The sequence below is a fragment of the Streptomyces sp. NPDC006798 genome (genome assembly GCF_040635975.1).
GTDB lineage: Bacteria > Actinomycetota > Actinomycetes > Streptomycetales > Streptomycetaceae > Streptomyces.
The window spans coordinates 46,315-60,721 of the sequence record NZ_JBEYIS010000005.1 but is presented as its reverse complement, the minus strand read 5'-3'; the positions used below and the strand labels follow the sequence as shown (position 1 = coordinate 60,721).

At 73.7% G+C, this 14,407-nt stretch carries 11 protein-coding genes; 6 read left to right on the top strand and 5 right to left on the bottom strand.

What is annotated here, in order from left to right; genetic code table 11:
• Nucleotides 1-57 precede the first annotated feature (57 nt).
• On the top strand, nucleotides 58-2,886 hold the full coding sequence (locus ABZ714_RS04715; RefSeq protein WP_358823814.1) for a DEAD/DEAH box helicase: 2,829 nt from the start codon (nucleotides 58-60) through the stop codon (nucleotides 2,884-2,886).
• Nucleotides 2,883-4,184, top strand: coding sequence for an SWIM zinc finger family protein (locus ABZ714_RS04710; protein WP_358823688.1), 1,302 nt, complete (start codon nucleotides 2,883-2,885; stop codon nucleotides 4,182-4,184). The genes ABZ714_RS04715 and ABZ714_RS04710 overlap by 4 nt, the downstream gene beginning before the upstream one ends.
• Nucleotides 4,185-4,248: 64 nt before the next feature.
• Here ABZ714_RS04710 and ABZ714_RS04705 read toward each other — a convergent pair whose 3' ends face one another.
• Nucleotides 4,249-4,782 carry a hypothetical protein gene (locus ABZ714_RS04705; protein WP_358823687.1) on the bottom strand — a complete coding sequence of 178 codons (534 nt, stop codon included), beginning with the start codon at nucleotides 4,780-4,782 and terminating at the stop codon, nucleotides 4,249-4,251.
• A 197-nt stretch (nucleotides 4,783-4,979) separates the two neighbouring features.
• Here ABZ714_RS04705 and ABZ714_RS04700 point away from each other — a divergent pair, with 197 nt between their 5' ends.
• The gene (locus ABZ714_RS04700) at nucleotides 4,980-5,633 is read left to right on the top strand and encodes a uridine kinase (RefSeq protein ID WP_358823686.1); all 654 of its coding nucleotides are present in this window, start codon (nucleotides 4,980-4,982) and stop codon (nucleotides 5,631-5,633) included.
• Between the two features lie 158 nt (nucleotides 5,634-5,791).
• On the opposite strand, the gene ABZ714_RS04695 is transcribed toward ABZ714_RS04700, so the two are convergent.
• The 4 genes from ABZ714_RS04695 to ABZ714_RS04680 all read right to left on the bottom strand — a co-directional run bounded on the left by ABZ714_RS04695 (nucleotide 5,792) and on the right by ABZ714_RS04680 (nucleotide 9,935).
• The gene (locus ABZ714_RS04695; RefSeq protein ID WP_358823813.1) at nucleotides 5,792-6,736 is read right to left on the bottom strand and encodes a PfkB family carbohydrate kinase; all 945 of its coding nucleotides are present in this window, start codon (nucleotides 6,734-6,736) and stop codon (nucleotides 5,792-5,794) included.
• Between the two features lie 119 nt (nucleotides 6,737-6,855).
• Entirely contained in the window at nucleotides 6,856-7,758 is a 903-nt protein-coding gene (locus ABZ714_RS04690) for a pseudouridine-5'-phosphate glycosidase (protein WP_358823685.1), read from the bottom strand.
• Nucleotides 7,759-7,812: 54 nt separating this feature from the next.
• Nucleotides 7,813-9,066 carry an MFS transporter gene (locus tag ABZ714_RS04685; protein WP_358823812.1) on the bottom strand — a complete coding sequence of 418 codons (1,254 nt, stop codon included), beginning with the start codon at nucleotides 9,064-9,066 and terminating at the stop codon, nucleotides 7,813-7,815.
• 242 nt (nucleotides 9,067-9,308) lie between these two features.
• Nucleotides 9,309-9,935, bottom strand: a complete 627-nt coding sequence (locus tag ABZ714_RS04680) for a methylated-DNA--[protein]-cysteine S-methyltransferase (RefSeq protein ID WP_358823684.1) — start codon at nucleotides 9,933-9,935, stop codon at nucleotides 9,309-9,311.
• A 325-nt stretch (nucleotides 9,936-10,260) separates the two neighbouring features.
• Between ABZ714_RS04680 and ABZ714_RS04675 the strand changes: the two genes are divergently transcribed.
• The 3 genes from ABZ714_RS04675 to ABZ714_RS04665 all read left to right on the top strand — a co-directional run bounded on the left by ABZ714_RS04675 (nucleotide 10,261) and on the right by ABZ714_RS04665 (nucleotide 14,344).
• Nucleotides 10,261-11,256: an MHYT domain-containing protein gene (locus ABZ714_RS04675; RefSeq protein ID WP_358823683.1), complete on the top strand. Its 996-nt coding sequence runs from the start codon at nucleotides 10,261-10,263 to the stop codon at nucleotides 11,254-11,256.
• A 125-nt stretch (nucleotides 11,257-11,381) separates the two neighbouring features.
• Nucleotides 11,382-13,541, top strand: a complete 2,160-nt coding sequence (gene uvrB / locus ABZ714_RS04670) for an excinuclease ABC subunit UvrB (RefSeq protein ID WP_358823682.1) — start codon at nucleotides 11,382-11,384, stop codon at nucleotides 13,539-13,541.
• 224 nt (nucleotides 13,542-13,765) lie between these two features.
• Nucleotides 13,766-14,344: a TerD family protein gene (locus tag ABZ714_RS04665; protein WP_358823681.1), complete on the top strand. Its 579-nt coding sequence runs from the start codon at nucleotides 13,766-13,768 to the stop codon at nucleotides 14,342-14,344.
• Nucleotides 14,345-14,407 lie beyond the last annotated feature (63 nt).

Genomic DNA, 14,407 nt, shown 5'->3' with positions numbered 1-14,407 from the left:
TGACCCATGACGACCGCGACCACCCCGACCACCCCGGTGCGGCCGTCCGGGCCGTCCATGGCGCCCTCCGCCGCGTGGGCCGCCGTCTTTCTGCCCGCAGCGCTGCCCCGCGAGGGCCGGATGGCGTTCTGGGCTCCCGGTGGCGACCTGCCGTACGAGACGGGGGACACCCTCACCGTCGTCGAGCCCGTACCCCCCTCCGAGCCGGGCGGGCCGCCCGGAGCCGCCGCCCGGACCGTCCCCGCGGTGCTGCTCCCCGTCGCCGAGGCCCTGCCCGCCCTCGTCCGGGCCCGCGGCCTCGCCGCCGCCCACCCCGCCACCGCCTGCTGGGGCGCCGCCGCGCTGCACGCCCTGCATCTGGTGGCCCGCGGCAGGCTGCTGCCCGGGCTGACCGCGACCGACCACGACACCTGGCGGGCGGGTCCGCTCGACGCCGCCGACATCGCCCAGCTCCGGGCCGTCGCCGCCGCCATGCCGTACGAGGCGTACGCCACGGCCGTGCCCGGCCCCGGACCCCTGGCGGTGCCCGAGCCCGAGGCCCTCGTCCGGGCCTTCTTCGACGCCGTCGCCGACACCCTGCCCAGGACGCCCGCCGCCGCGCACGCGGCGGGCGGGCCCTTCGCCGCCGCCGAGGCCCACCATCTGCCCCGGGCCAGAGCCTGGGCCCGCCGGGCGGCGGCGGGCCCGGACGCGGGGGTACGGATCTCCCTCCGCCTCGATCTCTCGGCGCTGACCCTCTTCGACACCCCGGCCGAGGACGACACCCCACCCGGCGAACGGGGGGACCGCCGGGCCGGTGCCGCCGTCGTCCAGGTGCACAGCGTCGCCGACCCGACGCTCGTCATCGACGCGTCCCGGCTCTGGGCGGGGGAGGGGGGATCCGACTTCGGCCCCCGCGCCCGGATCGACGCACTGCTCGCCCTGCGGCGCGCCGCCCGGATCTGGCCTCCCCTCGCCGAACTGCTCGACCGGCCCGTCCCCGACGTCCTCGCGCTCACCGAGGGGGAGCTGTACGACCTGCTGGGACCCGCCGCGGCCCGGCTCGACGCGGCGGGCGTCACCGTCCACTGGCCCAGGGAGCTGGCCCGCGGACTCACGGCGACCGCCGTGGTCCGGCCCGCGCCCGGCTCCGCGACCGACGGGACGCCCTTCTTCGACAGCACCGAACTCCTCCGCTTCGGCTGGCGGATCGCCCTCGGCGACGACCCGCTGACGGAGCGGGAACTGGACGCCCTGGCCGAGGCGCACCGCCCCGTCGTACGGCTGCGCGACCAGTGGGTGGTCGTCGATCCGGAGCTGGTCCGCAAGGCCCGCAAGCGGGAACTGGGCCTGCTGACCCCCGCCGACGCGCTGAGCGCGGCGCTCACCGGCACCGCCGAGATCGACGGCGAGACCGTCGAAGCCGTGCCCGTCGAGGCCCTGGCCGCCCTCCGCGACCGGATCACCCGGGGCCCCGAACCCGTCCCGGTGCCCCCGGGCCTGACCACCACCCTCCGCGACTACCAGCGCCACGGCCTGGCCTGGCTCGATCTGATGACCGGGCTCGGCCTCGGCGGCTGTCTCGCCGACGACATGGGCCTCGGCAAGACCGTCACGGTGATCGCGCTCCACCTCCACCGCGCCCGGACCCGGCCCACCCTGGTCGTCTGCCCCGCTTCCCTCCTCGGCAACTGGCAGCGGGAGATCGACCGCTTCGCCCCCGGCACCCCCGTCCACCGCTTCCACGGCGCGGAGAAGGACCTGCCGGACGGCGGCGGCTTCGTCCTCACCACCTACGGCACGATGCGCACCGGCGCCGAACGGCTCGCCGCGCACCGCTGGGGCCTGGTCGTCGCCGACGAGGCCCAGCACGTCAAGAATCCGTACTCGGCCACCGCCAAGGCCCTGCGGACCATCCCGGCACCCGCCCGGGTCGCCCTCACCGGCACCCCCGTCGAGAACAACCTGTCCGAACTGTGGGCCCTGCTGGACTGGACGACGCCCGGACTCCTCGGCCCCCTCAAGGCCTTCCGCGCCCGGCACGCCCGCCCGGTCGAACTCGGCGAGGACGCCGCCGCCGCGGAGCGGCTGGCCCGGCTCGTCCGGCCCTTCCTGCTGCGCCGCCGCAAGTCCGATCCGGGCATCGTCCCCGAACTGCCGCCCAAGACGGAGTCGGACCACGTCGTCACGCTCACCCGGGAACAGACCTCCCTCTACGAGGCCGTGGTGCGGGAGGCGATGGCGGCCATCGGCGAGGCCGAGGGAATCTCCCGCCGGGGCCTGGTGATGAAGCTGCTCACCGACCTCAAGCAGATCTGCAACCACCCCGCGCAGTTCCTGAAGGAGTACGCCGGTCCGGACCCCGTCCGGCTCGCGGGCCGCTCCGGCAAGCTGGCCCTCCTCGACGAACTGCTGGACACGATCGTCGCCGAGGACGGGGCGGTCCTCGTCTTCACCCAGTACGTGTCCATGGCCCGGCTGCTGACCCGCCATCTGGCCGCCCGCGGCATTCCCTCGCGGCTGCTGCACGGCGGGACCCCGGTCGCCGAGCGGCAGCGTATGGTCGACCGCTTCCAGTCCGGTGAGACACCCGTCTTCGTCCTCTCCCTCAAAGCCGCGGGCACCGGCCTCAATCTGACCCGGGCCGGCCATGTCGTCCACTTCGACCGCTGGTGGAACCCGGCGGTCGAGGAACAGGCCACGGACCGGGCCTACCGCATCGGGCAGACCCGCCCCGTCCAGGTCCACCGGCTGATCACGGAGGGCACGGTCGAGGACCGGATCGCCGAGATGCTCACCGCCAAGCGGGCCCTCGCGGACGCCGTCCTGGGCTCCGGTGAAGCCGCCCTCACCGAACTGACCGACCGTGAACTGGCCGATCTCGTCTCCCTGCGGAGAAGTACGTGACCCCGCCGCCCGACCGCCTCCGGTCCGCGCCCGCCCGGGTGCGGCGCTCCCGCCCGTCCGCCGTCACGCACGAGGACCGCCGGCGCACCTTTCCCGCCGTCGTGCCCTGGACCGGCGAGGAGACCGCGACGACCTGGTGGGGCCGGGAGTGGACCCGGGCCCTGGAGGAGAGCGCCCTGGACCCGGCCCGGCTGGCCCGGGGGCGGGCGTACGCGCGCCGGGGCCTGGTCGACGCGATCACGATCACCCCCGGCCGGATCACCGCCTATGTCCACGGCAGCCGCCCCCGCCCCTACCGCACCCGGATCGGGCTGCGGGTCCTCGGCGACGGCGAATGGGACGAACTGCTGGCCGCCGCGGCCGGGCCCGAGTACTTCTCGGCGCTCCTCGACAAGGACGTCCCCCGGGCGCTCGCCGCCACCGCCGATCTGCTGCCGGGCCCCGGCGATCTGATCCCGGACTGCTCCTGCCCCGACGACGGCTTCCCCTGCAAGCACGCGGCGGCCCTGTGCTACCAGACCGCCCGGCTGCTGGACGAGGACCCGTTCGCCCTGTTCCTGCTGCGCGGCCGGGGCGAGCGGGAGATCCTGGCGGCCCTCATCCGGCACGACTCCACCGGGGGCCCGGGCCCGGCCGGGGGAGCGGGCACCGGCGAAGGCCCGCGGCTGCCGACCGTACCGGCGGACACGGCCGGGGCGCTGCACCGGCCCGTGGGCGTCCTGCCGCCGCCGTTCCCCGTACCGGCCCATCCCGGCAGACCTCCCGCGGGCTCCGACGAGCCGGGCGCCCCCGATCCGCTCGCCCTCGACCTGCTGGCGACCGAGGCGGCCCACCGCGCCCACGCCCTGCTGACCACGGGGGCCGACCCGGTCGCCGGACTGACGGTCTGGGAGGACACCGTCCGGCTGGCCGCCGCCCACCCCGGCGCCGGGCTCACCGCGTCCACCCGGACGCTCTACCGCGATCTCGCCGGGGCCGTCGGCCGGACCGCCACCGAACTCGCCCGCGCCGTCGCCGCCTGGCACCAGGGCGGACGCGCCGCCCTGGCCGTACTGGAAGAGCCGTGGGACCCGCCCGCGGGACCCTTCGACCGGGCCGGTCCGGCGCTCGCCGCCGCCGGGCTCCCCGCCTTCCGCCCGCTGCGCAACCGGCTCTCCACCCCGGCCGTCCAGCTCAGACTCGGCCGGGACGGGCTGTGGTACGGCTACGAGTCGGACCCGGGACGCGAGGAGTGGTGGCCCCGGGGGACACCGGACACCGACCCCGTGGGCGCCGCCACCGCCCTCCTCGGGCCCTGAACCTCGAACCGGCGCACCGCGGGTCCGGCAGATCACCGTCCGGCGGACGGCCGTCCCGTGCCGTTCACAGGGTTCCCGCCCAGGAGCGGAGCTCGGCGAAGTCCTCGTCCCGCAGCCCCCACCGGGGCGAGATCCGCATCAACAGCGCCGGGGCGTCGTGGTGTTCCGCGACATGGGCGGCGTCCCTGGAGGTGATCATGTCGTCCACCCAGGCGAACGGCCGCCCGGCCGCCCAGCTCAGCAGGGGACGGGTCTTCCAGCACAGTCCGTCCGGTTCGGTGCCGGGCGCCGCGGGCCACTCCACCACCGGGAGGTCGTCCGGCAGTCCGATCCGCGGCGAGACCAGCGCATTGGCGTCGTGCGTCCAGGCGGACGCCCAGGCCAGGGCGAACGGCAGCCCGGTGAGACGTTCACCGTGCGAGGGGTTCAGCCGGACCCGCAGCCCCCGCCGGTGGCGGCGCGATCCGGGCGCCTGACGCGACAGCCACACCTCGGGACGGAGCCGGTGGGTCGTATAGCCGCGCAATCGGGGACAGCGCGCCGCGAACGGGTTGAGCGGGCCGTCGATGTCGAGAAGGAGCAGCGGGCGGTCTGTCATGAGGGTGAACTCTCCCATCCCGGGCCCGGTTCGGCAGCCCGTGGTCCGGCCCTCGTTGCCGGACCCGCCAGGGGGGCCGGAGACGAGCCGGGGACGGGACGGTGCCGGGGGCGCGGCACCGCGGTTTCCGGGCCCGGGTTCCGGTTGGCGAGTAGTCGCCACGGGGGTCGACGGCCGGGCCGCGCGATGATGAACTGATGAGAGTCGAACCGATCACCTGGGAGCGGCTGACCGAAGCCGTCACGGACCGGGCCCTGGCGGCGGGGCTCACGACCGGCGGGGCGGAGGGCGCGGGCTCCCGGCTGAGGGTCGGGGTCGACGGGGCCCCGGCCGCGGGCGCCGGGGAGTTCGCCACCCGGATCGAGCAGGCCCTGCGGCTGCGCGGGCGGCCCGGACTCACCGTCGGCACCGGCGGATTCCTGCGCCCCGCGTCGCTGCGGTACGAGTACGGGCGCGAGGACCCCGACGCCTACTACGACGACTGGTTCGATACGGGCGCCCTGTGGCGGGAGGTCTTCGGCCCCTTGGAGGAGGGCGGCACGGGCCGGGTACTGCCCGATCTGTGGGATCCGGTGACCGACCGGGCGACCCGCAGCCCGGCGGTGCGAGTGCCGGGCGACGGCGTGCTGTTGCTGTACGGGCCGTTTCTGCTGGGGCACGGGTTTCCCTTCGACCTGACCGTACATCTGCGGCTCTCCCCGGCCGCGCTGCGACGGCGCACACCCCGGGCCGAACAGTGGACACTGCCCGCGTTCGGGAGATACGAGGAGGAGGCGGGGCCGGAGCGGACGGCCGACATCGTGGTTCGGGTCGACGATCCCCGGCACCCCGCATGGGGTGTTCCGGACTGAACAGTTCCGTCGGTCCCGTTCCCCGGGCAGGGGCCGAGGGCCGGCGGTCCGTATCGGCATACGCCGGATTTTCGGGCGTCGTGTGCGTGGTGACCGGTACGCCGGGTGAGCGGCGGCCGAACCGGCCGGGAGCGGTCCGCAGCCCCGCCCGTAGCCGGTCAGCCGGTGACCCCGGGAGGGGTGCCGGGCTCGTACGGCGTGTCGGGGAGGAGGGGGCGGCCGCCGGTCAGGGTGACCGCCTCGGCGCCGGCCCGGCAGCCCTCGACGGCCGCATCGGCGGGATCCGCCCCCGTGGTCCAGGCGGCGAGAAAGGCACCGGTGAAGGCGTCCCCCGCGCCCGTGGAGTCCACGGCCTCGGCCCGGGGAGCCGGGACCCGGGCCGTGATTCCGCCGGACCCGGCGACCACGGCGCCCCCGGCCCCGAGGGTGACCACGGCCAGCCGGAATCGGCGGCCCAGCGCCTCGGCGGCCGACATCGGATCGGCGATCCCGGTCAGCAGCCGGGCCTCGTCGGCATTGGGGAGGACGAGATCGACACCCCGGAGCGCGGCCAGGACCGGCTCGGTTCCCCGGCGGGCGATGAAGCCCGCCGACGCCGGGTCGACGCTCACGGTCACACCCCGGTCCCGGGCCGACTCCAGAGCCAGCCGGACGAGCCGGACGGCGGTATCGGCGAAGAGGAGATAGCCGGAGAGATAGAGATGCCCGACGCCGTCCAGCAGCTCCGGCGACCAGTCGGCGGGGCCGATCCGCAGTACGGCCCCGCTGTCGGTGAGGAAGGTCCGCTCACCGCCCGTACCGGCGTCGACGAGCGCGACCACGGTCGCCGTCGGGGCGGAGCCGTCCGGGATCAGCAGTGGCCTGACCCCTGCCGCGCGCAGCCGTCCGGCGTGCCAGTCGGCCTCGGCCCGGCCCACCCGGCCCAGCAGCCGCACTTCGGGTCCGCCGCCGCTCTCGCCCCGGGAACGGGCCGCCCAGCAGGCCGCGTTGGCCCCGGCGCCGCCGGGCAGGATCCGGATCCGGGCGACGGTATCGGTACCGGGCGCCAGGGGAGTGGTGTGCCGCGCCACGACATCCGTCACGACGTCACCGACCACGAGCAGCGCGCCCGGTCCGCCGGGCGGCCCGCCGGAGCCCCGGCGGACGGCGGTGGCGGGCCCGGGGCCCTCCTGCGGCCCGCCGGATACCGGGGGCGTATCCCGTACCGGGGCGGGAGCTCCGGTCACAGGGCTGCCGCGATCAGGGACGCGAGGCGGACATTGCCCCGTACGGCCGCCGCATTCGCCTCCAGGGACGCGCCGCCGGTGTGCCGGGAGAGATAGTCCAGCAGAAACGGTGTCACCCCCTGGCCGGTGATTCCGTGCTCCGCGCAGGCGTCGAGCGCCGCGCCCAGGACCCGGTCGTGGAGGTCCGGGTCGAGCTGGGCGGACTCCGGGACCGGATTGGCCACGATCAGCGCCGACTCGGGGCCGCCGAGCCGTTCCCGGGCCCGGATCACCGCCGCCGCCTCCTCGGGGGAGCCGACGGTCCAGTCCACCGGCTCGCCGGACGAGGTGAGATAGAAGCCGGGGAAGCGGTCGGTTCCGTAGCCGACGACACCCACCCCGAGGGTCTCCAGCCGCTGAAGGGTCGCCGGGACGTCCAGAACGGACTTCACCCCGGCACAGACCACCGCGATTCCGGTCCTGGCCAGCTCCGGCAGGTCGGCCGACTCGTCCTGGGAGCGGGCCCAGTCCCGGTGCACCCCGCCGAGCCCGCCGGTGGCGAAGACCCGGATCCCGGCCCGCGCGGCCAGAAAGGCGGTCGCGGACACGGTCGTCGCGCCGTCGGAGCCGGTCGCGAGTGCGGGCGCCAGATCCCGGCGGCCCAGTTTGCGGATGCCCTGGCCACCGGCGATCCGGGCCAGTTGGGCGGTGTCGAGACCGATCCTGGCCCGGCCGCCGAGTACGGCGATCGTGGCGGGTACGGCGCCCAGCGACCGTACGACCGCCTCCAGTTCGACGGCGATGTCGAGATTGCGCGGCCGGGGCAGGCCGTGGGCGATGATCGTGGACTCCAGGGCGACGACCGGCCGCCGGGCGGCGAGGGCGTCGCGTACTTCCTCGGAAACCTCCGTGAGCGCCATGTCCCCATCCCTGGCACCCGGGACGGCCCCGCAAACCCCGGGACCGGGGCCCGGTCAGGCGCGGCCGGGCGACCGGCGGAGCGCCAGCGCGGCCAGCGGGAGCAGCATCAGGGCCCCGATCAGGTTGAGGACGCCGTAGCCCAGCTGCGACACCACCAGCCCGGCGAGAGCGCCGCCGATTCCCGCCGCGGCGTTCATGGCCAGATCGGACAGCCCCTGGACGGGTGCCCGCGCGGCCTGCGGCACCGAGTCGGTCAGCAGGGCCGAACCGGCGACCAGCCCCGCGGACCAGCCGAGTCCCAGGACGAACAGTCCGGCGGCGACCAGGGTGTGGCTGCCGTCCGCCGTTCCGGCGAGCAGGGCGGCCAGCGCCAGCAGCCCCACCGCGAGTCCGATCACACGCACCCTGCCGTAACGATCCGCCAGCCAGCCCATCACCGGGGAGAACGCGTACATCCCCGCGATATGGCCGCTGATCACCAGACCGATCAGCTCGATCCCGGCGCCGTGGTGCTTCAGCGCCACCGGGGTCATCGACATGATCGACACCATCACGGTGTGCGAGACGGTGACGGCCACCAGGCCCAGCAGCGCCGCCGGGGATTCCCGTACCGCCCGGACGCCCGCCCGCAGCGACCCGTCCGCCTTGCCTGCGGGCTCCGGCGCCAGGGCCCGGGCCGTCAGCAGCGGATCGGGCCGCAGCGTCAGCTGGAGCACCGCCGCCGCCAGCAGGAACACCCCGCCCGCCCAGATGAAGGGGCCCGCCTCGGCCGGGACTCCGAGTCCGGAGACACTGTCCCCGGCGGGCGCCGCGATGTTCGGGCCGAGTACGGCACCGATGGTGGTCGCCCACACCACGAGGGAGATCGCCCGCCCCCGCCGCTCCGGCGGCGCGAGATCGGCCGCGGCGAACCGGGCCTGGAGATTCGCCAGACTCCCGGCGCCGAACGCCGCCAGGCCCGCCAGCAGGACGGGGAAGTTGTCGGCGACCGCGCCCAGCACCACCACACCCGCGCCGACGGCCCCGATGAGATAGGCCAGCACCAGGCCGGCCCGTCGGCCGCGCGCCGTCATCAGCGCCGCCAGCGGTACCGACAGCAGGGCCGTACCCACCACGGACGCCGTGGACGCGAGCCCGGAGAGCGCGTCCGTCCCGCTGACCTCCTGGGCCAGGACCGCCGCCAGCGCGACACCGGTCGCGATCCCCAGCCCGCCGAGGATCTGGCTGATCACCAGGGCGATGGTGATCCGCCGCTGCAGGGCGGGCAGTTCGGCCGCCGAGACGGTGCCACCCGGCGGGTCACCCACGGGGCGGGGCGCGGGGACCACGACGGGGCCGGGAACCGGCTCGGTCCCGGATATCGCAGGGGTGTCGGAGGGCTCAGGGCTCGGGTTCACCGACGCAGTGTCCCAGTTCGGCCGAGCCGGGGACACCGCTTTCCGCCCCTCCCACCTGCGGTTCCGATCACAGGGGTGCGGCGCCGCGACCGCGCGTTTGCCCGGCGGGGCTCATGGGGCGCGCGGGCCGCGCGGGATCCACGGCGGACTCCCTAGAACAGCGGCTCCGGCAGGACTCCCTCCAGCGCCAGCAGCAGACGCTTGGTCTCCAGGCCGCCGCCGAAGCCGCCGAGCCCGCCGTCCGTCTCCACCACACGGTGGCACGCCACCACGATCGGCAGCGGATTGGAGCCCATGGCGGCACCCACGGCCTGCGCGGCGCCGGGCTGACCCACCCGGGCCGCCAGATCGCCGTAGCCGACGACCGCGCCGTACGGGACGTCCTCGTCGAGCCGCTTCAGCACCTCGCGGTTGAAGCCGCCGGAGAGCGACCAGTCCAGCGGCAGTGAGAATGCCGTGAGCCCGCCCGCGAAGTAGGCCCTGAACTGCCGTATCGGCTCGGCGAGGCGGCCCGGAGCCTCGGCGGAGACCTCGACGGGTGTCGCCCGCAGGCGCCCGGCGAGCCGCCGCAGCGCCGTGGCCCGTATCCGCTCGTCGGCGTGGAAGACGACATTCACCAGGCCGCGTTCGGTCGCGGCCAGCAGCAGCGGCCCGATCGTGGTCTCCAGGACGGCCCACTCGACGGTGCCCGAACCGCCGGGCGCGTTCGGACGGCCCGCGGCGTCGCTCGGGTCGTCGCCCGGGGCGGCGGGCTCGGTGACGGCGTTCGTACGGCTCATACGGACCACCGTACGACCGGCCACTGACAGCGGGCCTCCACCACTGCCGCCGGGCCCGGAACGACTCCTTCACGGCCGGTTTCCCAACCCTCGGCGGAAACGCTCAGGAACCAACGCCGACATGCGGTATCCCGGCCCGAAAAGGCACTGGAACGCACAGAATGCGGCATGCGGGCGCCTCCGGGCCGATAATTCGACCCCTCGTGTTCTCCCCCGGTCCGCCGGGTCATACTCTCGGCTGCTGAACACGACACAGACGTTCCACCGGGGGATCGCGGATCACACCAGGGGATCGCGCGAAATTCCGGGAGCAAGGACGCACGCCATGCAGGGAACCATCGACGGATTCAGTTATGGGATCGTCACACCGCTGGCCGCCTATGTGATGGCCTGCCTGGGCGCCGCCCTCGGACTGCGCTGCACCACCCGGTCGGTCCGCAACAACCAGTCGTTCAAGGCGGGCTGGCTCGCCATGGGGGCGACGGCGATCGGGTCCGGCATCTGGACCATGCACTTCATCGCCATGATCGGCTTCTCGGTCGACGGCGCCCCGATCACCTACGACCCGCCGATCACCTTCGCCAGTCTCGCGGTGGCGATCGTCATGGTCGGTATCGGGATCTTCATCGTCGGCTACCGGGGCGCGACCACCATGGCCCTGGTCACCGGCGGGACCATCACCGGACTCGGGGTCGCCTCCATGCACTATCTCGGCATGGCCGGGATGCGGCTGCGCGGCACCCTCCAGTACGACACCACGACCGTCACCCTCTCCGTGATCATCGCCGTGGTGGCCGCCACCGCCGCCCTGTGGGCCGCCGTCTCCATCCACGGCTTCCTCGCCAGCCTCGGCGCCAGCCTGGTGATGGGCGTCGCGGTGACCGGAATGCACTACACCGGCATGGCCGCCGTCAGCGTCCATCTGCACGGCGCGTCCGGTGCCGCGCGGGGCGGCGAGTCGGCCGTGGCCCTGCTGCTGCCCATGCTGATCGGACCGCTGGCCTTCCTGCTGATCGCCGGAGTGGTCGTGATGTTCGATCCGCTGCTGGTGATGGGCCAGCCGGAGTGGGAGCGCTCCGGTACGGGCACCGCTTCCGCGCCGGGCATCCCCGCCGAGAGCGCCCGGCGCGCGGGAATGGTGACCGCCGACCCCGCCCGTTTCTCCGGCCACGGCCACGCGCACGGACAGCACCACGGCCACGGGGGCGGCACCGGCTACGGCTACGGTCACGGTTTCGATTCGGCCGCCGCCCCGGCCCCGGACCCGGTCGCCGACGAGGGCGCCCTGCGCCGCCGTTCCCAGCAGTACGACGGCTGGTGATCCCGGCGGGGCGACCGGACGCACCGTGACCGGCCGCCCACGGGCCGCCCGTACGCGGCGGTCCGCGGACCCCCTCGGAGCGGTCCGCGACCCCGATTGTCAGTGGGGGGTCGTACGGTGGATCCATGCGGCCCGTTTCCGATATCGAACGCACGGTGGCGCCTTTCGAGGTCGTCAGTCCCTATCGCCCCAGTGGTGACCAGCCCACGGCCATCGCCGACCTGGAGCGGCGCGTCCGCGCGGGGGAGAAGGACATCGTCCTGCTCGGTGCCACCGGCACCGGCAAGTCGGCCACCACCGCGTGGATGATCGAAAAACTCCAGCGCCCGACCCTGGTCATGGCGCCGAACAAGACCCTGGCCGCCCAGCTCGCCAACGAGTTCCGCGAGCTGCTGCCCAACAACGCCGTCGAGTACTTCGTCTCGTACTACGACTACTACCAGCCCGAGGCGTACGTCCCGCAGTCCGACACCTATATCGAGAAGGACTCCTCGATCAACGAGGAGGTCGAGCGGCTGCGCCACTCCGCGACGAACTCGCTGCTCACCCGGCGTGACGTGATCGTCGTCGCCTCCGTCTCCTGTATCTACGGCCTGGGCACCCCCCAGGAGTACGTCGACCGGATGGTCCCCCTCCGGGTCGGCGAGGAGATCGACCGCGACCAGCTGCTCCGCCGCTTCGTCGACATCCAGTACACCCGGAACGACACGGCGTTCACCCGCGGCACCTTCCGGGTCCGCGGCGACACCATCGAGATCTTCCCGGTCTACGAGGAGCTGGCCGTCCGGATCGAGATGTTCGGCGACGAGATCGAGGCCCTCTCCACCCTCCACCCCCTCACCGGCGAGATCATCGACGACCACCAGTCGCTCTACGTCTTCCCCGCCAGCCACTACGTCGCCGGACCCGAGCGGCTGGAGAAGGCGGTCACCGGTATCGAGGCAGAGCTGGAGTCCCGCCTCGCGGAGCTGGACAAGCAGGGCAAGCTGCTGGAGGCCCAGCGGCTCCGGATGCGGACGACCTACGACATCGAGATGATGCGCCAGATCGGCTCCTGCTCCGGCATCGAGAACTACTCCATGCACTTCGACGGCCGTGACCCCGGTTCGCCGCCCAATACCCTCCTCGACTACTTCCCCGAGGACTTCCTGCTGGTCATCGACGAGTCCCATGTCACCGTCCCGCAGATCGGCGCGATGTACGAGGGCGACGCCTCCCGCAAGCGGACCCTGGTGGACCACGGCTTCCGGCTGCCGTCCGCCCTCGACAACCGGCCGCTGAAGTGGGAGGAGTTCACCGAGCGGATCGGCCAGACCGTCTATCTGTCGGCCACCCCCGGCAACTACGAGCTGGCCCGCTCCGACGGCTTCGTGGAGCAGATCATCCGCCCCACCGGCCTCGTCGACCCGGAGGTCGTGGTCAAGCCCACCGAAGGCCAGATCGACGACCTGGTCCACGAGATCCGGCTGCGCACCGAACGCGACGAGCGGGTGCTGGTGACGACCCTCACCAAGAAGATGGCCGAGGACCTCACCGATTACTTCCTGGAGATGGGCATCCAGGTCCGCTATCTCCACAGCGACGTCGACACCCTGCGCCGGGTCGAGCTGCTGCGCGAACTGCGCGCGGGCGAGTACGACGTCCTGGTCGGTATCAACCTGCTGCGGGAGGGCCTCGACCTGCCCGAGGTCTCCCTGGTGGCGATCCTCGACGCCGACAAGGAGGGCTTCCTGCGCTCCGGGACGTCCCTGATCCAGACCATCGGCCGGGCGGCCCGCAATGTCTCCGGCCAGGTCCATATGTACGCGGACAAGATCACCCCGGCGATGGAGAAGGCCATCGAGGAGACCAACCGCCGCCGGGAGAAGCAGATCGCCTACAACACCGAGAAGGGCATCGACCCCCAGCCGCTCCGCAAGAAGATCAACGACATCGTCGCCAAGATCGCGCGCGAGGAGATCGACACCGAGGAGCTGCTCGGTACGGGCTACCGCTCGGGCAAGGACGGAAAGGGCGGCAAGGCGCCCGTGCCCTCCCTGCGGACCACCGGGCCCGGCGGGACCGCGGCCGGTGCCGCGGCCGGCGGCGGCAAGGGCCGGGGCAAGACACCCGCACCGGTCACCGACCGCCCGGCCGCCGAGCTGTCCGCGATCATCGAGGAGATGACCGCCCGGATGCGCGCCGCCGCCGCAGACCTCCAGTTCGAGGTGGCGGCCCGGCTCCGGGACGAGGTCGGGGAGCTGAAGAAGGAGCTGCGCCAGATGAAGGAGGCGGGGCTGGCCTGAGCCGGAGAAGAAGAGGGGGCACGGCCCGCGGGACACCCGGGCCGAGGGGTCGGTCGGACCCCCGGGACACGGGCCCCGGACCGTACGACGGCCCAGGCCATGGGGCTGTGTTGCAAGACCGACACAATAATCGGCCAATTGCGCCACGCGGTTGACGAGACTGCGTAGGGTGCAGGGCAGCCGTCCATAGGGGCGGCGGCACTTCAGTGAGAAGGGGACAGCGCGTGACGGTCAATATGACCAAGGGTCAGGCCATCAGCCTGCAGAAGAGCGACGGGGGCACCCTCACGGCTGTGCGGATGGGACTGGGCTGGCAGGCGGCCGCCCGCCGCGGCCTGTTCGGCACGCGGACCAAGGAGATCGACCTGGACGCGTCGGCGGTGCTCTTCGCCGACAAGCAGCCCGTGGACGTGGTCTTCTTCCGCCACCTCGTCAGCGACGACGGCTCGGTCCGGCACACCGGCGACAACCTGGTCGGCGGTGCCGGCTCGGGCGGTGACGACGAGGCCGTCCTGGTCGACCTGGCCCGGGTGCCGGTCCACATCGACCAGATCGTCTTCACGGTGAACTCCTTCACCGGCCAGACGTTCCAGGAGGTGAAGAACGCCTTCTGCCGGATCGTCGACGAGACCAACGGCCAGGAGATGGCCCGTTACACCCTGGACGGCGGCGGCAACTACACCGCGCAGATCATGGCGAAGGTACACCGCGTCGGCGACGGCTGGAAGATGACGGCCCTGGGCAACCCCGCCAACGGCCGGACGTTCCAGGACCTGATGCCCGCGATCCTCCCGCACCTGTAAGGCGTCCGGCTCCGGACGGACGACGGACACCACAGCTCCCGGCAGCGGACGGCCGGGAGCTGT